Origin of the sequence: Peptostreptococcus sp. D1 (assembly GCF_900112955.1) — a bacterium.
Classification (GTDB): Bacteria; Bacillota; Clostridia; order Peptostreptococcales; family Peptostreptococcaceae; genus Peptostreptococcus.
In genome coordinates, this window is sequence record NZ_FONP01000002.1 from 34,392 (window position 1) to 53,905 (window position 19,514).

The window sequence follows — 19,514 nt, forward strand, 5'->3', positions numbered from 1 at the left end:
CATAAATTTTCTAATATCATTTTTTATATCAAAAACCATTTAATATAAAAAAACAAAAATATTATTCCGTTGATTTTTCATATTCAAAAATAATTTCATATATCTTTTTAAAATCCAGATTTTCTCTCAAATGTCTGGATAGCTTCTCAAATTCTATCTCTTTTTCTATTGAAGACTTCGCCACCACATTATTCTTGATACCGCAGGCTCCGTCCTCTTCTTCTAAGTAAATATCAATAAATGGAACTACTCCAACAACTGGAATAGAAATTATTTCCTCAAGCATTTTTATTCCATCTAAAAAATAATCTTTATTGCCTCTAAACTTATTTATTATTACTCCCTTTACTCTCTTTCTATCCTCTTGATTTAAAAGCTGTAATGTACCGACAATCGATGCAAAAACGCCACCTCTATCAATATCTGCAATTAAAATTACTGGTGATTCAGATATTCTCGCCATTTCCATATTCGACAAATCCAAACTGTTTATATTTATCTCAGCTGGACTACCTGCACCTTCCAAAACCACAATATCGAAATCCTTCTTCACTTCTTCGTATATTCGTTCCAACTCAAAAACTAAGGAATGCTTATATTCTCTATATTCCTCTGATGACATTTTTGATACCAAATCTCCTAATAGTAGCACCTCTGAAACGTGATTTCCACAAGGCTTTAGCAAAATAGGATTCATATATGCCATCGGCTCCAAGCCACAAGCTTCGGCTTGCAGTGCCTGTCCAATTCCCATGGCCTTTCCATTTTTATCAAAATATGTATCAAGTGACATATTTTGTGATTTAAACGGTATTACGGAATATCCATCTTCATACAAGACTCTGCAAATACCAGTACATAATACACTTTTTCCAACATTCGATGCCGTTCCCTGAAGCATAATACTCGCCATAAAAATCACCTTTTTCTATTTGTTTTTTTCTGAGGGATAAGTCCTAATCAAGCTACTTTCATATGGCATATATCCCATGTATTCGATTATTGGAAACTTACCATCGAAGCTTATTTTCGTGATGCTAGCATTTCCAACCTTAAAATTCCAGTGATACTTGCTACTTCCTGAAATAAAATATGACAATAAATTTCTTATCGTTCCCATGTGTGACACTACAGCCACACTCTCGACATTCTCGTTTGCTTTAATAATTTTCTCAATTGCACTAGTATTTCTATTATACATTTCCTCCAGTGTTTCACCATTTGGAAATCTATAATCACGACCGCTTGAAAGAAATTCTTTCGTTTCTTCAGGGTATTTCACTTTTATTTCATCAAAACTCAAGCCATCAAATATACCGAAGTTCATTTCCCTCAAATCATCAACGCACTCTACATGGAGATTCTTTATTTTTGAATAGGCATCAATAGTTTGTTGAGTTCTCTTCAGAGTAGAAGCATATATCCTTTCCACGTCAAACTGTTTAAAGTAATCTGTCATTTTCTCAACCTGTTGTCTTCCTACTTGACTTAAATCACAGTCGCTAAATCCAGAATATCTAAAAAACTCATTGTCAACTGAATGCCCATGTCTGATTAAAAATAACTCTTTCATCTCAAGCTCCTTCTAAAATATTATTCGATTTAAATTGTTACTAGCAAAGTACATAGCAAAAATACCAACTCTCCAAGTTCTATTCCACACCCCAGGATATCACCCGTCAGTCCACCTAGCTTTTTGCTAACTAAATATTCAAATACATTAGTCAAAATAAACATCACTCCGACAATTACTATGTCTAAAATAACCTGTATAAAGCTCTTAGAAAATATCGCTGAAGCCACAGTTACCACCAATGCTGTAAAAGCACTACTCGCTAGCAGGGTTCCAACATCACATTTTCCGATAAACATATTTCCCATTCCATTTACCCTTGCAGGATGAGATTTATATGATAGAACCACACATACATATCTACCAATCATAGGCATCAAAAAAATTGGCCACAAAATATCCCTGTCGATTAAAATAAAAATAATAATAATCTTGCTCAGCACTAAAAAAACAACAGATAAAACACCATTTGTTCCTAATCTTGGATCCTTCATAATCTCCAATATGCCTTCTTTATCCCTATAACTAAATAATCCATCGAAAGTATCGCCGAATCCATCAACATGAAGTCCGCCTGTAATAATAATTTCCGAGATAACAAGGATAAATGGAATTACAATCATAGAATATTTGGGAGACACAAATGTAGACAGAATAAAATACTCAGCAAGTAATATCATCCCTATAATAATTCCAACAACTGGAAAAAAAATCAACCCACCTCCCATATTTTTCTCGTATGGAACATCTTTTTTAATTGTGATTCTGGTCAAAAATTGAAGTATGTTAATAAATTTATTCATAATCTTTTCCCTTTTTATTTTATCTTAATTGGAATTCCCGAAACAATCAGATATGCCTCATCTGATTCAGATGCTATCATTTTATTTACTTTACCTTCTAAATTGGCAAAATACCTTCCCAATCTATTTTCGGATATTCCTCCTAGACCAATCTCATTCGTTACAAATATTATATCAATATTTTCTGATTTCACAAAATTCAGAAGAATTTTAAGCTCCGTAATAACTTTCTTTTCTACAAAAACTCTTTCATCCACAGCATCAACATCAAATTCCCTATTTTGATCAAATATTAAATTTGAAATCATCATAGTAACGCAATCAAGTAGGATTATTTTCCTCACTGATCTCTCAATCGAATTTAAAGAACAAAATTCACTAATCTCTATTGGAATTGATTTGTATGCTTCAATGGTGTACCAGCTCTTATCATTTCTTCTCAACTGATGTTCGACTTTTTTTTGTTCCATTTCAAAATCAAATGGAGTACTCGTTGCAACATATAAAACTACAGAGTCACGACACTCAAGTCTCGAACACAGGCTTTCGGCAAATTCACTTTTACCAGAGCTTACTCCACCCGTTACAAAAATTATCCTTCCCATTTCCACCTCTAATCTACCTTATCTAAAGAAATTCCCCTATACTCTCTTCACTTTTTTTACCCATGTGATTGTATGTATATATCGCAGAATCAATAATATTCATTGCTAATGCAGCTCCAGTTCCCTCGCCCAATCTCATATTCAAAGCCATCATAGGCTCCAAGTCTAGTAGCTCCAATGCAAGCTTTGATCCTTTTTCATCAGATAGATGCGAAACAATAATATATTCCTTGCACCTTGGGTTTATTTTGTACGCAAGAAGGGCAGCAGAATAAGAAATAAATCCATCTAGAACTACTGGAATCCTATTGGCACTACATCCCAATATTACTCCTACCATTCCCCCTATTTCAAATCCTCCAACCTTTGACAGAACCTCAATTCCATCAGTTGGATTTGGATTATTAATCTCTATTGCCTTTCTAATAGTATCAGCCTTATTCTTTACAAAGCTAAGATTCAAGCATGCGCCAATGTCAGTAATATCTATAGGATCTCTACCAGAAATAACTGAAAGAATTGCAGTCGCTGGTGTGGTATTACATATCCCCATTTCACCCACACCGATTATCTTATAACCATCAACGATACATCTCTCAGCAACCTCTATTCCGTATTCGATTGATTTCACAGCTTCATCAACACTCATTGCAGGACCATTAGCGATATTATCCGTACCCTCTCTTATCTTGTAGTCCAATACTCCAGCAATCTTTTTTTTGCCTATTATCCCTAAATCTACTGCTACTACATCAGTGTGATTATGCTTCGCCAAAGCTCCAACAGCAGATTTACCATTTACAAAATTTTCAAATTGCATTCTGGTAATCAACTGATCCTGTTGAGATACACCTTCAGCATATACACCATGATCTCCGGCAAATGCTATTATACATTTTTTAGGATTGTCCTCAATTTTGGCATTTCCATAAATACCTGCCAATTTTAAGGTTATGTCTTCCAATTTACCCAATGTATGTTCAGGGCAAATCAATTCATCCCATCTTTGCTTCGCTTTTTCTATACCTTTGTTATCTAGTGAATAAATATTCCTCGATATACTTATCAACAGATTCATTACTACCTCCAAAATTATCTATATTTGGATATAACCCTCTGCATGGCAGAAGGTTATTCTCAAATAGTATTATTTTTTTCAATCTCTTTCTTTAGATACTCAACAGCCTTTGGTAGCTGTTTTTCAACTTCTTTTACTTCAATGGTAGGTTTAATTCCTTTTTTGTTTATATAGTTACCGTTTGGTGTGAAATACTGAGCTGTAGTCAACTTATATCCACTGCCATCTCTAAGCTGAACAACCGATTGAACCAATCCCTTACCAAAGGTTACCGTACCTACAGAAATTCCAGCTTTGTTATCCAAAATTGCACCTGTCAAAATCTCGGATGCCGAAGCAGAATTTCCATTCGTCAAAATAACAATCGGAATATTAACCTTTTGCTTGTCATTGCTTTTTGAGTATACCTTTTTTCCTGTATTATCCTTTGTATAAACGATCACAGATTCTCCAAGTAATCTGTCAGCAATTTTTTCTACAACGTCTAAGTATCCACCGCCATTGTCTCTTACATCTATTACCAAGCCCTTGATTTTATTTTTTTCAAGAGAGCCCAATGCTTTATTGAAATCTTCATCAGTACCTTCATCAAATCCAACAATTTGGATATAACCAATGTCATTGTCTATTTTTTTACTCTTGATTGATTCCAGCTTTATTTCTTTTCTTTCTATTTTCTTATCAAATATTTCTCCATCTCTTGAAAATGTGACCGTAACAGAAGTTCCTTCTTCACCTCTCATATTCTTGACAGCTACATCCATTTCTTGATAAGAGTATGCCTTACCATTTACCTTTACTATCAAATCACCTGCCCTTACTCCAGATTTACTAGCAGGACTACCATTTATTACTTGTTGCACCTTAATTGCTCCAGATGACTTATCAGGACCAACGACTATACCAACTCCCTTATATTTTCCAGAAGTAGATTCTATAAGCTGGCTCATTTCTTCCTTAGTATAATATGACGAGTATTCATCATCTAAGCCCGAAAACAAACCTTTATACAGGCCTGTTTCCAGTTTATTTTCATCTGTTTTTTTATAGAAATCTCTTTCTATAGCATCGGATAACATCAGCATTTTCTTGTATTTTTTATACTCGGAGCTAGGAATTATTCTTCCAAATCCGAATTGTGTAATCACGAAAGTAGTCACAATCGAAGACGCCACTACCAACGCAATACTTTTTATAATATTTTTCTTCTTATTTGAATTCATATACTCTCCCTCATTTAGTACTTATTATTGAATATATTCTCAACTTTATCAGCTATTGATTTCGGAGTCAGCCCAAAGTATTCATAAAGCTCAGCAGAAGCTCCAGACATACCAAATCTATCCTCAACACCCAGCCTAAAAACTTTGGCTGGATAATTTTCACATATCACTTCGCAAACTGCCGAACCCAAGCCACCAATAATACTATGATCTTCAACAGTTACTATCAAGCCGACATCCTTTGCACAGTCGATAATTACATTCTCATCAATGGGCTTTATTGATGACATATTGATAACTCTTGTATGTATGCCTTTCTCTTTAAGTATCATTGCAGCTTCGTATGAATTCCATACCATAGGACCACATGATAAAATAGCCACATCATCTCCATCTAGCAAAATATCAGCCTTGCCCATTTCAAATCTATAATTCTCATCATAAATGTCGTTTAAGTCATCTCTTACCATTCTCATATAGAAGGGACCTTTTTCTTCAGCGATAAAGTGAGTCATCTGTCTTGCTTCTTCAAAATCAGCAGGAACTAAAACCCTCATATTTGGCAATGTTCTCATAATAGAAATATCCTCAAGACTTTGATGAGTAGCCCCATCTTCTCCTGTCATCAATCCTGCGTGAGTAGAACATATTTTTACATTTAAATTTGACATGCATATCATATTTCTTATTACTTCTAATGCTCGCTCAGTTTCAAATACAGAAAAGGAACTTGCAAAAACTGTCTTTCCGGCAGCTGCCAATCCTGCAGAAACACCTATTAGATTTTGTTCGGCAATCCCTACATCGACAAATCTATCTGGAAAATTTTCTTTAAAATAAATAGTTTTTGTAGACAATGATAAATCAGCATCGCAAACCACAACTTTATAGCTTTTCCTACCCAATTCAATCAGTGATCTACCATATGCTTCTCTTATTGATCTTTTTTCCATTTGAATACCCATTACTTTAATTCGTCTATGGCTAACCTATACTCTTCCTTACTAATACACCTACTATGCCATTCGCAAGAGTTTTCCATAAACGAAACACCCTTTCCTTTTATTGTATTTGCTATAACAAGAACCGGCTTTGAATTTACCTTATCGAAAATGCTAAAAGCACCCAATATTTGATCGAAATCATGTCCGTCAATTTCCAATACATACCAACCAAAAGATGTGAATTTCTTTGAAATAGATCCTAAGCTCATCACATCATCGGTAGTACCATCAATCTGTAGCCCATTCATATCTACTATCGCCATAAGATTATCCAAATTATACTGATTTGCAAACATCGCTGCTTCCCAAATCATCCCTTCCTGCAACTCTCCATCGCCTAACAGAACATATACATTATAGTCTAAATTATCAATCTTTGCTGCAAGTGCCATTCCACAAGCAGCAGACAGTCCCATTCCAAGTGATCCGGTTGTCATATCAATCCCGTTTACCTGTATCATATCTGGGTTACCTTGAAGCGATCCACCAATTTTTCTAAACCCACTCAACTCTTCTTCCAGCAAAAAGCCTTTTTCGAAAAGCGTTGAGTAAATAGCTGGCGACGAGTGTCCCTTAGACATTACAAATCTATCTCTATCCCTTTTTTGAGGGTCGTCAACATCGACGTTAATTCTCTCAAAATACAATGCTGTCAATATATCAACACAAGAGAGTGACCCACCAGTATGACCGGAACCAGAATTATATATCATTTCTATAACATGCTTTCTAATTTTCTTTGCCATTTTAGATAACTTGTCATAATCTACCATTTATTTTCTCCTCTATTCTAATTTACATATTCCATATAAGCCTGCCAAAGCTCTGAGCATACAATTTTATCAAATATTTGGCAATTTTCAATTTATGCAAAATCAGAAGTTATTTTTTCTATCTCCAATATTATAACACATATTTTTAGTACATACTATTTCAATTATTTTACAACACGAAAATACTTATCATTTTAATTTGCCAAAACAATCATAAATCGTTTATAATTTGATTATATCAAAAATAAATCAAATAAATATTACAAGGAGATTTCAGGAAATGGATATATATGGCATAGGAACAGATATAATAGAAATAGAAAGAATAAAAAATTCTCTAAACAAAAATTTAAGATTATTGGACAAAATGTTCTCAACTGAGGAATTAATAGTATTAAAAGAAAAAAACTACAAGGCTGAATCGGTAGCCGGTAACTTTTCTGCAAAGGAAGCTGTTGTAAAATCGGTTGGCACAGGACTTAGGGGATTTAACCTAAAGGATGTCCAAATTCTAAGAAACGATTTAAATATGCCCATAGTAGTGCCCGTTGGTAAATTTAGAAATTTTTTGAAAGAAATTAATGTTGTCGATATAAAAATCACTATTTCACATTCAAAAAATTACGCTACTGCGACTGCAATAGCATTAAAAAAATAGTATTTTGACTGTAAATAATGATGTATGTAATAATAGAAAATTTCTACAAATAAACGCCGTAAAAATCCTCTAAAAAAATTATATACAAATAGACATCAAGAAAATTATCTACAAATGTTCTTTGCAGGAAAGTGAGTCAGCTTCTAATTTAAATACACATACACCATCTATCATTTTTTCATTGAACTCCCATTCACTTTTTCCTGTCGCCTGCTTCATAATAGATGTCAACCCCTCCACCTTCTCAGCAAAGTTCTCTACGATAGACACCCTTCCAGTACCAACAACACTCTCAAACTTCGCAGAGTATCCACAAGGAATATCAGCAATTTGAAGCTGATAACCTATATCCATCTCAAAACCGACAGATGGATTATTCTTTATCAATTCCGCTTTTCTGCCTTCAAATGCACCATGAAAATACAATGTCAAATTGTCAATATCACCGACAACTCCAAAATTTAAGGGTACAACATAAATATCGCCACAATCATAAAATCCCAAGCGACAGCAGTAACAATTTTTTATTACATTCATTATCTTATTAGGATCAGTCACTTCTCTATCCTTTCTTCTCAACGAAAACACCTCTCTTCGACTAAACACACTCTTAATTTTTTTAAAAATTTTAATATTTTTTCATGGAAGCTTCAAAAATATTATACTATTTTCAGAAATAATTTTCAAATAATTAATTAACTTTCACTGTAAAATAATAATATAAAATGCCTTAATTTTCCGATAATTTAAAGCTTCTTTTTTTGTTATTTTTTTATTTTTTTGGTGTATAATTGAATTAAATTAATAATAAATTATCAAATTTTATATTTTTATTTTCGAAAGGAGTGTCCCTATGACAAATAATTCTGCTCTACAAAACCTTAAAATCCTTGATTTTACAACGTTATTGCCAGGTCCATACGCCACATTAATGTTAGCCGATATGGGTGCGGATGTACTAAAGGTTAGTTCAAAATCAAAGCTAGACCTCGTTTACGAAATGGGTGCATTTGATGAAGATTTACAACTTAGCGCTAATCAGCTGTGGTTGAACAGAAATAAGAAAACTATTTCTCTAAATTTAAAAACTCAAGAAGCAAAGGATATTGTAAAAGAGCTAATAAAAGAATATGATATCCTTTTTGAACAGTTTAGACCAGGTGTTATGAAAAAGCTAGGATTATCATATGAAGAACTATCAAAGATAAACCCAAAGCTAATATACTGCTCAATTTCTGCATACGGAAATTCAGGTCCGGAAATGAACAGAGCCGGTCATGACAATAATTTTTTGGCAAAAAGTGGTCTGTTATCCCTTTCAGGAAGAAAACAATCCGGTCCAACTCTTATGAATACACAGATTGGTGATTTGGCTGGTGGCGCTCTACATTCAATAATAGGTATATTAGCAGCAGTAAACTATAGAAATAACACTGGAAAGGGACAATACATTGATATTTCCATGCTGGATACCATTATTCCTATGAACACATTTGAGGGCATCTCCTATCTGATGGATGGAAAGCTTAAAGAAAGGGAAGAATTTGATCTAAATGGAAAGGGAATCTATGACATATATCAAACCTCTGATAATCAATATATAACTATCGGCTCATTAGAGCCAAAGTTTTTACAAAAGCTTTCAGAAGCAGTCGATATTCCAGAATTAGTAGCTGCTGGTGCCACTCCACATGATGGTGGACTATTAAAATCCAAGCTAGTCGAAAAAATCAAATCAAATACTCTTGAATATTGGAATTCGAAGTTCAAAAACCTAGATGCTTGCATTGAACCTGTATTAGATTACAAACAATCCTTTTATGAAGATCCTCAAATCAAATCAAGGGAAATGATCGTAGAAGTAGATGCTGGAATAAAAAAAATCCGTCAATTTGCCATGCCAATTAAGTTTTCAGAATCGGATGTCATATATAAATTCGCCGGGAAAGAAATTGGATTTGATACAGTTGAAATACTCACAAAGCTAGGATATAATGAAAACGAAATAAAGAAATTAGAAGAAGTTGGAGCATTAAAATAGTTTACATTGAGTTTAAATTATAGTGCAATTGTAAATATATTTTTGTAAAGCTCATCTAATTTTTATTTCTTATTCTAAAAATAAGAATTGGTTATAAAATCCTTTCTATGCAAAAAAGTATCCTGCATTTCATATGAATAAAAATGAATTCTAGGATACTTTTTGCGTATAATTTTTTTCAATTCAGTTTTTATTTGTTTAAAAGCTATTATTTTCCTTAATATTATAGCTTTTTTATATTCTTATATACACAAAACATTGTTTTTTTCTATGCATATAATACAACTTATCTATTTTTTAACATATGGTATACTTTTATAAAGTCCATTTTCTATTTATAAATTATTATATTGATAATTAATGTAATCAGCTTGGATTGATGGCTATAACAGATTGCAAGGAATTTTCCATATAGTAGCTCCTATAATAATACCATCAGTTATTACTACTGGACTATTCTCTTTCATTTCTTCATGGGGTGACTTAATTTTCTCAAGATCTTTTATCGTGTCATCAGACTTAAGAACAGTATCCATGGTTTTAACTGATTTCCAATCACTCTACAAGACTACTTGGGAAACACAAATGGCAGCGAGTGTATTATCTACTATTCCAACCGTAATAATTTTTATTATTATTCAGAAATATTTAATAAATAGTATAATTAGTTCAGGAGTAAAAGGATAGAAAATAAACATCTTTGGTCAAAAATGCTACTTGCCCAAGATTCCTATTTTCTTATCATTTTTTGTTCTTCAAAAAATAATAGGCTCTATGCCAAATAATATTAAGATATGTATTGTTAAATGCTAATACCTGTTCTTAATAATATAGCTATACTTTCTACCTGCATCCAAAAAAAACTCGATATTTTCATCACTTGTATCAAGAGGTAAATTACACCCTGGAGTCAAAATAAAACCTTTACCACATATTTTACCAGCCATCAAAGATTGCTTAACTGCAAAATCAATACTCTCCTTTGAACCTTTACAAATAATATTCAATGGGTCCACATTGCCAGCAATTATATGTGTGTTTGAAAACTCGTTACAAGCTTCAAAAATATCAATTTCATTATCTATACTAAAAACACTAATACTCAATTCTTTTATTAGCTCCCACGATTTTTTTGTGTTTCCACAAACATGATATGATGGTAATCTGCCCGACCTTTTCTCTACATATTCACATATTTTTTGTGTAAATGGAAATGCAAATTTCTTATATACTCTTGGACTAATTACAGTATTTGATGCCATCGGATCAGCTATTGAAAACGAAACATCTAATGTTGAAAATTTATCCACAATAAATTTAATACATTCAAAAATATAGCTTAACAATTCATATGCATCCTCTGGTTGCTTTATTGTAGATTTTAAAAAATTTTCACTTCCCAAAACAAAGGACGCTAAAGTTAATGGTCCAGATAATGAAACTGACACCGGACATATATTATCGCCAATAGCTCTAATTCTAGAAGTTGCATTGTAATATTTTTCTATTCCTTTTGATTTTTCATTTATTACATCTATATATTTAATATCTTTAATACTTTTTATTGCACTTGATTTCACATATGGTCTACCATTCTCTGGATAGTATATCTCTGCTCCAATTGCTTCAGAAATCCCAATAGCATTTGGTCCTATGCACATTCCATCCATACCGTATTTATTAAATGCTTCAATTTCAGCTGATACTAAATTTTCCTCATCTAACCAATAATTCTTTATTGATTTTCCGATATATCTTGCTTTTATTTCCCCCAAATATGGATCAAATGATACTCTATCGTAGTCCTTTCCATTCATAATTGCTTTTGCTCTTTCAATAGGTAACATATCATCTTTACAATTTATTGTTAGCTTCAAAATAATACCTCCAACTACCTCTCAATATATTTTTCAATATTTGCTTAATATATTTCTTTAATATTTATTTGATATGTTTTGCAAATAGTTTTATTTTTTATTGAATATGCTTTAATTATATCATAAAGAAGCTTCATTTTTATATAAATATTGAGAATAATCATGATTACAACTGTTTTAGTGACTCTAATTTTAATATAGACATTTTCAATATCAAAATCGAATATTATAACAAAAAACTATAATACTTTCTTACAATTTTATTTGCCAGAATAATATGCTATACTCTTATCATAAAAATAATCATCATACAAGGAGATTTTATTATGAGCTTAACATTACCAGAAAAATTCGATCAATATATAGATTCTAGAAAAGAAGGTTTTATGAGAATAATGGATTTCAAAAAAAATGGAGGAAAGGTAGCAGGATGTCTTTGTACCTATACACCTCAAGAAATCTTGGATGCTGGTGGAATTGCAAACGTTGGTCTTTGCGGTACCAGTACAGAAACAATACCAGATGCAGAAAAGGTTCTGCCAAAAAATCTATGTCCGCTTATCAAATCTACTTACGGCTTCGCAATGACTGAAAAATGTCCGTATACGTATTTTTCTGATATCATAATAGGTGAAACTACTTGCGATGGAAAAAAGAAAATGTACGAATTGCTTGGCAAAATCAAAGACGTACACGTAATGCATCTCCCACAAGGTAAGGCTCGTAGCTATGTAAACGACAACTGGCATGAAGAATGCAATATCCTAAAAAGCACTCTTGAAGAAAAATTAGGTGTAGAAATAACTGAAAAAAGACTTCGAAATGCTGTAAAAAATAGAAATGAACTAAGAAAATTGACATTAGAGCTATATCAGCTTCAAAAGAATATTCCTCCTGTAATGAAGGGTACAGATATAATGCTCGCAATGGAAAAAGGTAATTTTGCCTTAAACGTTGAAACTCAAATCGAAACTATAAAAACTCTGATAAAGGAATCTAAAGAAGCATATTTTGAAAGAGGAGAACGCCCTGTATCAAAAAAGGACAAAAGAATCCTTATCACTGGATGTCCAACTGGTGGAGTCATTCAAAAAGTTGGTATGGTTATTGAAAACAATGGTGGCGTAATAGTATGTAAGGATGACTGTGCCGGAGAAAGAGCTAACTCTCAGATGATTGACGAAAACGCTGATGACATCATGAGAGCCATAGCTGATAGATATCTTGAAATCAACTGTTCAGTGTTTACTCCAAATGACGAAAGAATTCAAAATACATTGAGAATGGCTGAAGAATATCAAGCTGATGGAGTGATAGAACTAGTTCTTCAGGCTTGCCATACATTTAATGTAGAATCCTATAAAGTAGCAAAAGCTGTCGAAGATATAGGTATCCCATACTTGAAATTAGAAACTGACTACTCTACATCTGATAGCGGCCAGATAGAAACACGTATTGCAGCATTTATTGAAATGCTGTAAATAATAAAACATTAAAAAATATCATTTCAACATCAACAGCATTATCTGCAACATTTACAATACTTGTATTAAAGTCTCCAAAAGAAAATACCTTATTATTTCTATTCAATCCTTTAAAAGAGCTTCATGATTAAGCTCTTTTTTTATATGTTCTATACACTTCGTCAGATACAGTTATCTTTTTATCTCTGACATAAATGTATCTTCCTTTGTCTGATATCCTTTGAGCCTCCTTTTTATGCTTTTTTGATTTTGGTCATAAAAAAGGAGGACTTCGGCATTTTGACACACGAAATCCTCTTTGATGTAAATATTTGAAAATCTTTTTTTACAGTTGAATAGCTTTTTATTTCACCCCCTACTTATAAATCTTGTGTTTTCAATTTTTTTATTTTTCTCTTGTATATTCCTTTTCTTTTAATCTCTTTTTTGTTTTATACATTTAAAATGTTATTTTGGTACCTTAAGTAAATATGAATGATATGGCTTAGCAAATAAAAATTCAACTTTTGGACATCACTTTACACTTCACTATCCGTTGAGCTTCTTTTGTTTAAAGATTCTGCTGTTATATTTATTTTCATAAAAAACTATGCAAATTCCATTTTATTTATAGACATCTTTATCATGTTATCGCCTATCCTTGCAAGCAAACGATGAGAAAAACCAATACCGGGTTTTTTCATATCGCAGTAGCCTAACATATAGCCTTTTGAGCCAACTTTTATTTTACTCGACCAGCTAAGGTCTTTTTTAGGGTTATTTATATAAAATAACCCTTCTACATCTTTGATTCCCATATTCTTCAGCGTCTTTGATATCATCAGCTTTAAGCCGAGCTTACCTACGCTATCAAAAACTAAGCATCCTCCTGCATATCTTTTAGAAAGCTCTAATACCAAGTCCTTTACCTCATCTCTCTTAAAATAATGAAATACTCCTGCCGCAAAGAAAATGACTCCGTTTGAACCATCTATTTCCTTCATCCATGAATAATCTTTTAAGTCAGAGGCAATATTTCTTTCTCTTTCATAATTTGAAATAAGTTGATTACGAACCTCTATAACATCAGGAAAATCTACATTTACTATTTTACAGCTTCCATTGTCACAAGCCTTACCGGTCTCATCTAAACCGCAGCCAAGATTTACAATAGCAGCTTTTGGATGCATCTTTAGATATTCTTTGATTTCCCACATAATATCCAACTGACGCATTGCCGCTTCAAGTGAGCCGAACTCATACAAAAATGAACGGTTCTTTTTCTCCAGCTCTGAAAAGTCATAATCCAGTCTATCACATAAATTCTTTGCAAAAATATCGGTATAAAGCTCAGGAAATTTTTCAGAACACATTTTCCTGCCATATAATGGTACAATTAGTGTTTCCTGAACGGTATTCTTTTTTATCTTTATCTTGCCCATATCAATTTCACCTCCTACACTTATTTAATTGTCCTGCTTATTTAAAAATAAGTTAAAACTAAGCTGCTATAAAAATATAGATCAAATCACTTGAACCTCCATGTATTTGCTCGCTCTCTTATTGAAATGAACGATTTATATATTCCATCTTGACCTATAAGTTCATTATGAGTTCCCTCCTGTACTATTTCCCCTTCATCTAAAACAATGATTTTATCTGCTTTCTTAACGTTTTCTAAGCTATGAGCAATCATGATAACTGTTTTATTCTTTACTAAATTATCAATTGCTTTCATAATATGGTATTCATTTTCCACATCCAAAGCACTGGTAAATTCATCCAAAATTACAATAGGAGCATCTTTGAGTATCGCTCTGGCTATCGCTATTCTTTGCTTTTCCCCACCGGATAAGGAATTTCCGGCTTCTCCTATTTGGGTTTCATATCCTTTTGGCATATTTTTTATAAAATCATGGCAACTTGCTTTTTTTTGCAGCAGAAATTACTTCTTCATCACCGGCGTTTGGCTTTGCTAAGCGAATATTATTCAAGATTGTATCCTCAAACAAATATACATTTTGAAATACCACGCTTATATTTTTCATCAATTCGCCAGCTTCAATATTTGTTATTTTTGCACCCCCAATCAATATTTCACCCTCACGTACATCATAAAATCTCGGTATAAGCTTTCAAAAAGTTGTCTTCCCACACCCACTCTCTCCACAAAGAACTATACAGTCTCCTTTTGATATCCTTCCTATTATATTATCTAATGCCTTTTCTTTCTTTCCCTCATAAGCGAAGTCTATTTTAAAATCCACAATACTTTCACTTCTGCCAATTACACTGCTCATAAGTTCAACCTTTATTTTATAAATTCATTAAAAAGCTTTTTCCAGCCTGCTTCAATAAATTCACCCAGCATTTTTAAATATTCAATAGTTTCATCCTTGCTATATCCTTTTTCAATGATTAAGGTATAGGCGTTAAATTGCTGACTCATTAAAAGTTCCACTAAATCTAATTTCATCTCACTGATATCCGAGTCAATGTTTTCCTTTATAAATGTCTTTGTTTTAGATATCTTATTTTTCATCATTTCACAAAACATCGCTTCTACCGAACTACCATTGCTACAGCAAAGCAGAAGCTTACACTCCTCATAATATTTAAATAGAATATCTATATAGCCTATCCTTTCTTTCTCTATGCTCTTTAAAAAATGGTCAAGATTTATCTATGGAGTACTCCTTATATGAATTCTCATTCTCTTTTCTTTCCATATTTAATGCTTTTAAAAATTCTTCAATTAGACTATAAAAAAGTTCATCCTTACCCTTATACCTTGTATATATCGCACCGGTTGTAACTCCTGCTTTTTTAGCAATATTACTTATTGAAGCAGTTTGAAATCCATTTTTCAAAAATTCTATTTTAGCAGCTTCTATGATTGGTTTATCCAGCTTATGATTTTTATTAGCCATATTCCTTCCTCCTCTTGCAAAAAATACTATATTTTAATAATAAATAATACTATTATCGATAATGCTATTATTGATAATATACATCAGTTAGCTACATTTAACAAGAGCTAAAAAAAGGTCTTTGTACCAATTACTATGTTCATTTTTATTTGAGAAAAATAAAATAGTCGATGCAGTTAAAAAAACGCACCGACTATAAAGTTATATTTCTAATTTAAATCACAAAAATTTAGTCTAAATTTTAAACGTTATTTAAGCAACTAGAGACTACAAGTACCGCTCTGTATTTTGTAAGTTCCCCTTCTTCTTGTTTCCTTTTCTCCTTTTACTTCGCATGTTTTCTTTTTCTAATACCCAGCAGAACAAGCAAGCTTCCTGATGTAAGCATAAACCAAGCATATAAGGATAGGTTTTCCCCATCTCCCGTTTTTGGTAAGGTCTTACTTATACTTGTATTTGAAATACTCGGTTTTTCAGTATTCTGCGAAGCTGTAGGTCTATCAGATGTTGTTGATGTATTTGAAGGTGTTGTTGGCGTACTTGGAGGTGTTTGCGGAGCTTTTTTTTCATTGGTAATAGTAAGTCCCTCTTTCATACTTCCTCCATAGACTACCTTGTACTGCTTATCATCAAATTTAATGGTATTGCCATCTTCTCCAGCTTCTTTCACAGTGTATTTGTAGTAGTCTGTACTGCCAAGTCCGTTTGCTACTTCAAGCTTTTTGAATACGCCGCTCCAATTATTACTTGCATTTAATTCAAGTGTTTTTCCTGTTGGATTTCCATCCTTGTAGAGTTCTACAGTTATTTTATCTGTTGGAGCTGTAATGGTATTTCCACTATGGTCTTTCCATAGCTTTGTAACCTTGACTTCTCTTTTTGGCGATTCCATTGGAATCCATGTTTTTTCTTCTTTGTTTGTTATCTTAAAGCCATCTTTCATAGTTCCGGTATAGCTTACCTTAAACCATTTACCATCAAGTTTAATGAAGCCTGTGGTTTCCCCAAGTTCTTTAACTGTGTACTTATAGTAGTTGGTATTTCCTCCATCTGCTACTTCAAGATTCTTAAACTCTCCACTCCAGTTGTTATCTTTTGTCAGTTCAAGTTTCTTTCCTGTTGCTTCTCCGTCTTTGTATAATTCCACTTCGATTTTCTCAACTGGAGCTTCCAAGTTATTCCCCGCAACATCTTTCCACTCTTTAGTAACCTTTATATCCCTTGTTGGCGGTATCATCGGCGTCCATGGTGTCTTTTCCTTATTGGTAACGGTAAAGCCTTCTGCCATTGTTCCGTCATAAGATACTCCGAACCACTTTCCATTGAATTGAATAGCTGATTCAACTTCCCCTATTTCTTTAACAGTGTACTTATGGATTGTAGGATTTTCTATTGATTCATAAGCTTTCAGTTTTTCAAAGGTTACCGTCCAGTCATTATCCTTTGTAAGCTCCTTTATATCTCCTGTGGCAGCTCCGTCTTTATACAGTTCTACCTTTATCTTATCAACAGGAGCATCTAAGCTATTTCCTGAACTATCTTTCCACTCTTTGGTTACCTTAATATCTCTTGTCGGTGGTGTCATCGGCATCCATGATGATAGCTTTTTGTTAGTAACAGTTAATCCGGATTCCTGATCTCCTCCGTAGGTTACTTTATACCAATCATTTCCAATTTGAATATTGCTACCTGTTTCCCCAACTTCTTTTACAGTGTAGATATATTCATTTCCATGAATGTCAGTACTCTCAAGCTCATTCCAAGTATAAGTAGTTGTTCCGCTTGTTAATTCAATCGGACTTCCCTCATTTTTGCCATTCTTTAGAAGCTGTAGCTTAATGGTCGGTTTCTCTCCTGTTATATTTTCCCATTCTTTCGTTACCTTTACCTCTGTTTTATCCAGCTTATTTTCTATGATCCAATGTCCCATAATATCAGGAACCTCTATATAATTGGCTGTATATCCTTCCGGTATATTTTCTTCCTCTACTGTATATCTGATTCTTTCTCCTGTATCGATATCATACTTTCTAAGTCCTTCAAAAGTATATTGCCAACTCGGAGCAGTTATTTCATGTTTGGAAACGACTTTTCCATCTGCTTTTAGGACAGCCGTAATGGACTCTCCTTCCTTTCCCACCCATACTTTTCCTACTCTAATCTCTCTCCTTTCAGGTTCATTTGCAATTTCTTTAATACAAGCTTTATCGGAAGCTACTTCAACCTCATATTCTTCACTGTTAAGCTGATACCCTTTAGGTGATGTAAGCTCCTTAATCTTGTATTTACCCGGAATAAGCTTGTTTGATACTGCTTCTCCATCCGTGTTTGTTGTTAAAGTAAAGGTACTGCCGTCTGCCAACTTCGTTATTACAAATTCAGCACCCGAAAGTTTAACTTCATTGTATTCTGCATCTACCTTAATAATCTTGATTTTACTCGTTAAATCTCCGGAGCCTTGACCGCCGGAACTAGCAATTGAAAAGCTTTGTTTTTTTCTACACTTTCACCATCAGCCTCCAACTTAGCTGTATTTTTTAATTTTAATCCCTCTCGATAGGTCGAATTGTATCTAAGGATAAAATGCTTATTTTCTATATTGCCCATATTGTATGTGAAGCTAGTTTTGTCGGGTGATAATACGACCTTGTCACTTATATCTGTAGTCGAAAGTACTTTACCGATATTACCATATTCATCCATCTCTACTTCTTCTAATTTGAATTTGTCCGCCACATACTCTATTCCTGTCATATCGCCACTTTCTGATGTTAACTGATCAGTAATGACTACATTATTCAATATTCCTTTTCGATGATTGATTCGAATAGTCCATCTGACATATCCTTCATCTGATAAACTTTGTCCTACCCATTTATTAAGGATTTCATTATTTAAAGGCTCTTGCTGTGTAGACGGAGCTACCGGAACGGTAATCGTAACAGGATACGAGCCTATGGCAATAACAATCTCATGGTTGCCCGGAGTATTTATAATGGTCGTATTAAAATTTGCATTTAAATACATTGTCCCTTTGATATTAAATTTATCTTCCACATATTTTGTAAATGTTACCTTAATATTTCCGCCTCCTAGTGTGCCGGGCATAACAACTGCTCTCGCTATTACTTCTGACCCATCCGGTGTTTTGATATCAAAATTACAAGCTGAATAGTTATTCGGGAATCTAAATTCATCCGGTAACTTGATATTAAAATAATCCCCTTCTTTTAATTCATTTTGATAAGAACTTGCATCCCATGAAATACTTAATTTCAAAAAGTCACTTACCTTAAAACCGTCCGGTGGCACTTCTCCTGTACTTTTGGTAACAGTAAATTCAGTTATTTTCGTTTCTACTCGCTCCAATGCTTCTGCAAATACAGTTTGTATTGGTATCAAAACCCCTAAGAACATTACAAAAGCCAAAAAAAATGATGTTATTTTTTGAATAATTCCATTATTTTTCATTTACTTTATACTCCT

23 protein-coding genes are annotated in these 19,514 nt (G+C 33.1%); 4 read left to right on the forward strand and 19 right to left on the reverse strand.

What is annotated here, in order from left to right; translation table 11 throughout:
• Positions 1-61 precede the first annotated feature (61 nt).
• From BM120_RS02755 to BM120_RS02790, 8 genes are read right to left on the reverse strand one after another with little or no spacing between them, the layout of a single operon-like run.
• Positions 62-913 (reverse strand): cobyric acid synthase, encoded by an 852-nt coding sequence (locus BM120_RS02755; protein WP_091993101.1) that lies wholly within the window; start codon positions 911-913, stop codon positions 62-64.
• A 15-nt stretch (positions 914-928) separates the two neighbouring features.
• Entirely contained in the window at positions 929-1,573 is a 645-nt protein-coding gene (locus BM120_RS02760; protein ID WP_091993103.1) for a histidine phosphatase family protein, read from the reverse strand.
• Positions 1,574-1,602: 29 nt separating this feature from the next.
• Positions 1,603-2,376 (reverse strand): adenosylcobinamide-GDP ribazoletransferase, encoded by a 774-nt coding sequence (cobS, locus tag BM120_RS02765; protein WP_091993105.1) that lies wholly within the window; start codon positions 2,374-2,376, stop codon positions 1,603-1,605.
• A gap of 14 nt (positions 2,377-2,390) precedes the next feature.
• Positions 2,391-2,981 carry a bifunctional adenosylcobinamide kinase/adenosylcobinamide-phosphate guanylyltransferase gene (locus BM120_RS02770; protein WP_091993107.1) on the reverse strand — a complete coding sequence of 197 codons (591 nt, stop codon included), beginning with the start codon at positions 2,979-2,981 and terminating at the stop codon, positions 2,391-2,393.
• Positions 2,982-3,003: 22 nt separating this feature from the next.
• Positions 3,004-4,059 carry a nicotinate-nucleotide--dimethylbenzimidazole phosphoribosyltransferase gene (gene cobT, locus BM120_RS02775; protein ID WP_091993109.1) on the reverse strand — a complete coding sequence of 352 codons (1,056 nt, stop codon included), beginning with the start codon at positions 4,057-4,059 and terminating at the stop codon, positions 3,004-3,006.
• Between the two features lie 59 nt (positions 4,060-4,118).
• Positions 4,119-5,282: a S41 family peptidase gene (locus BM120_RS02780; RefSeq protein WP_091993111.1), complete on the reverse strand. Its 1,164-nt coding sequence runs from the start codon at positions 5,280-5,282 to the stop codon at positions 4,119-4,121.
• Positions 5,283-5,296: 14 nt separating this feature from the next.
• On the reverse strand, positions 5,297-6,235 hold the full coding sequence (locus BM120_RS02785; protein ID WP_091993379.1) for a transketolase family protein: 939 nt from the start codon (positions 6,233-6,235) through the stop codon (positions 5,297-5,299).
• An 11-nt stretch (positions 6,236-6,246) separates the two neighbouring features.
• Positions 6,247-7,059 carry a transketolase gene (locus BM120_RS02790; RefSeq protein WP_091993113.1) on the reverse strand — a complete coding sequence of 271 codons (813 nt, stop codon included), beginning with the start codon at positions 7,057-7,059 and terminating at the stop codon, positions 6,247-6,249.
• Positions 7,060-7,339: 280 nt separating this feature from the next.
• On the opposite strand from BM120_RS02790, the gene acpS reads away from it, so the two are divergent.
• A complete protein-coding gene (gene acpS / locus BM120_RS02795) occupies positions 7,340-7,717 on the forward strand; it encodes a holo-ACP synthase (RefSeq protein ID WP_091993115.1) in 378 nt (125 codons plus the stop codon).
• 108 nt (positions 7,718-7,825) lie between these two features.
• On the opposite strand, the gene BM120_RS02800 is transcribed toward acpS, so the two are convergent.
• The gene (locus tag BM120_RS02800) at positions 7,826-8,296 is read right to left on the reverse strand and encodes a pyridoxamine 5'-phosphate oxidase family protein (RefSeq protein WP_091993117.1); all 471 of its coding nucleotides are present in this window, start codon (positions 8,294-8,296) and stop codon (positions 7,826-7,828) included.
• A gap of 274 nt (positions 8,297-8,570) precedes the next feature.
• Here BM120_RS02800 and BM120_RS02805 point away from each other — a divergent pair, with 274 nt between their 5' ends.
• Positions 8,571-9,758, forward strand: a complete 1,188-nt coding sequence (locus BM120_RS02805; RefSeq protein WP_091993120.1) for a CaiB/BaiF CoA transferase family protein — start codon at positions 8,571-8,573, stop codon at positions 9,756-9,758.
• 393 nt (positions 9,759-10,151) lie between these two features.
• Entirely contained in the window at positions 10,152-10,445 is a 294-nt protein-coding gene (locus BM120_RS11340; protein WP_242941539.1) for an ABC transporter permease family protein, read from the forward strand.
• A 122-nt stretch (positions 10,446-10,567) separates the two neighbouring features.
• Here BM120_RS11340 and BM120_RS02815 read toward each other — a convergent pair whose 3' ends face one another.
• The gene (locus tag BM120_RS02815; RefSeq protein ID WP_091993125.1) at positions 10,568-11,635 is read right to left on the reverse strand and encodes a uroporphyrinogen decarboxylase family protein; all 1,068 of its coding nucleotides are present in this window, start codon (positions 11,633-11,635) and stop codon (positions 10,568-10,570) included.
• Positions 11,636-11,961: 326 nt separating this feature from the next.
• Here BM120_RS02815 and BM120_RS02820 point away from each other — a divergent pair, with 326 nt between their 5' ends.
• On the forward strand, positions 11,962-13,116 hold the full coding sequence (locus tag BM120_RS02820; protein ID WP_091993127.1) for a double-cubane-cluster-containing anaerobic reductase: 1,155 nt from the start codon (positions 11,962-11,964) through the stop codon (positions 13,114-13,116).
• Here the strand turns inward: BM120_RS02820 and BM120_RS11190 are convergent.
• The 9 genes from BM120_RS11190 to BM120_RS02845 form a co-directional block, all read right to left on the reverse strand.
• Complete coding sequence (locus tag BM120_RS11190) at positions 13,100-13,225, reverse strand: hypothetical protein (RefSeq protein WP_278335318.1); 126 nt, start codon at positions 13,223-13,225, stop codon at positions 13,100-13,102. The two genes, BM120_RS02820 and BM120_RS11190, sit on opposite strands and share 17 nt — an antisense overlap.
• A 481-nt stretch (positions 13,226-13,706) precedes the next feature.
• Positions 13,707-14,540, reverse strand: a complete 834-nt coding sequence (locus tag BM120_RS02825; protein WP_177187357.1) for a class I SAM-dependent methyltransferase — start codon at positions 14,538-14,540, stop codon at positions 13,707-13,709.
• A gap of 86 nt (positions 14,541-14,626) precedes the next feature.
• Positions 14,627-14,998, reverse strand: coding sequence for an ATP-binding cassette domain-containing protein (locus BM120_RS11065; protein ID WP_242941540.1), 372 nt, complete (start codon positions 14,996-14,998; stop codon positions 14,627-14,629).
• Between the two features lie 13 nt (positions 14,999-15,011).
• The gene (locus BM120_RS11070; protein ID WP_242941541.1) at positions 15,012-15,191 is read right to left on the reverse strand and encodes a hypothetical protein; all 180 of its coding nucleotides are present in this window, start codon (positions 15,189-15,191) and stop codon (positions 15,012-15,014) included.
• A 42-nt stretch (positions 15,192-15,233) separates the two neighbouring features.
• Entirely contained in the window at positions 15,234-15,398 is a 165-nt protein-coding gene (locus BM120_RS11075) for a hypothetical protein (protein ID WP_242941542.1), read from the reverse strand.
• Between the two features lie 11 nt (positions 15,399-15,409).
• Positions 15,410-15,640 (reverse strand): hypothetical protein, encoded by a 231-nt coding sequence (locus BM120_RS11080; protein WP_242941543.1) that lies wholly within the window; start codon positions 15,638-15,640, stop codon positions 15,410-15,412.
• 130 nt (positions 15,641-15,770) lie between these two features.
• Complete coding sequence (locus BM120_RS11085) at positions 15,771-16,028, reverse strand: TetR/AcrR family transcriptional regulator (protein WP_242941544.1); 258 nt, start codon at positions 16,026-16,028, stop codon at positions 15,771-15,773.
• A gap of 325 nt (positions 16,029-16,353) precedes the next feature.
• On the reverse strand, positions 16,354-18,507 hold the full coding sequence (locus BM120_RS02840; RefSeq protein ID WP_330389341.1) for a Cna B-type domain-containing protein: 2,154 nt from the start codon (positions 18,505-18,507) through the stop codon (positions 16,354-16,356).
• Positions 18,471-19,499: an Ig-like domain-containing protein gene (locus BM120_RS02845; protein WP_091993132.1), complete on the reverse strand. Its 1,029-nt coding sequence runs from the start codon at positions 19,497-19,499 to the stop codon at positions 18,471-18,473. The genes BM120_RS02840 and BM120_RS02845 overlap by 37 nt, the downstream gene beginning before the upstream one ends.
• Positions 19,500-19,514 lie beyond the last annotated feature (15 nt).

Bases quoted from the DNA above. Each gene is read 5' to 3' on its own strand.
- BM120_RS02755 (WP_091993101.1), bottom strand. From the start codon at position 913: ATGGCGAGTATTATGCTTCAGGGAACGGCATCGAATGTTGGAAAAAGT.
- BM120_RS02760 (WP_091993103.1), bottom strand. From the start codon at position 1,573: ATGAAAGAGTTATTTTTAATCAGACATGGGCATTCAGTTGACAATGAG.
- cobS (WP_091993105.1), bottom strand. From the start codon at position 2,376: ATGAATAAATTTATTAACATACTTCAATTTTTGACCAGAATCACAATT.
- BM120_RS02770 (WP_091993107.1), bottom strand. From the start codon at position 2,981: ATGGGAAGGATAATTTTTGTAACGGGTGGAGTAAGCTCTGGTAAAAGT.
- cobT (WP_091993109.1), bottom strand. From the start codon at position 4,059: ATGAATCTGTTGATAAGTATATCGAGGAATATTTATTCACTAGATAAC.
- BM120_RS02780 (WP_091993111.1), bottom strand. From the start codon at position 5,282: ATGAATTCAAATAAGAAGAAAAATATTATAAAAAGTATTGCGTTGGTA.
- BM120_RS02785 (WP_091993379.1), bottom strand. From the start codon at position 6,235: ATGGAAAAAAGATCAATAAGAGAAGCATATGGTAGATCACTGATTGAA.
- BM120_RS02790 (WP_091993113.1), bottom strand. From the start codon at position 7,059: ATGGTAGATTATGACAAGTTATCTAAAATGGCAAAGAAAATTAGAAAG.
- acpS (WP_091993115.1), top strand. From the start codon at position 7,340: ATGGATATATATGGCATAGGAACAGATATAATAGAAATAGAAAGAATA.
- BM120_RS02805 (WP_091993120.1), top strand. From the start codon at position 8,571: ATGACAAATAATTCTGCTCTACAAAACCTTAAAATCCTTGATTTTACA.
- BM120_RS02820 (WP_091993127.1), top strand. From the start codon at position 11,962: ATGAGCTTAACATTACCAGAAAAATTCGATCAATATATAGATTCTAGA.
- BM120_RS02825 (WP_177187357.1), bottom strand. From the start codon at position 14,540: ATGGGCAAGATAAAGATAAAAAAGAATACCGTTCAGGAAACACTAATT.
- BM120_RS11065 (WP_242941540.1), bottom strand. From the start codon at position 14,998: ATGCCAAAAGGATATGAAACCCAAATAGGAGAAGCCGGAAATTCCTTA.
- BM120_RS11075 (WP_242941542.1), bottom strand. From the start codon at position 15,398: ATGAGCAGTGTAATTGGCAGAAGTGAAAGTATTGTGGATTTTAAAATA.
- BM120_RS11080 (WP_242941543.1), bottom strand. From the start codon at position 15,640: ATGAAAAATAAGATATCTAAAACAAAGACATTTATAAAGGAAAACATT.
- BM120_RS11085 (WP_242941544.1), bottom strand. From the start codon at position 16,028: ATGGCTAATAAAAATCATAAGCTGGATAAACCAATCATAGAAGCTGCT.
- BM120_RS02845 (WP_091993132.1), bottom strand. From the start codon at position 19,499: ATGAAAAATAATGGAATTATTCAAAAAATAACATCATTTTTTTTGGCT.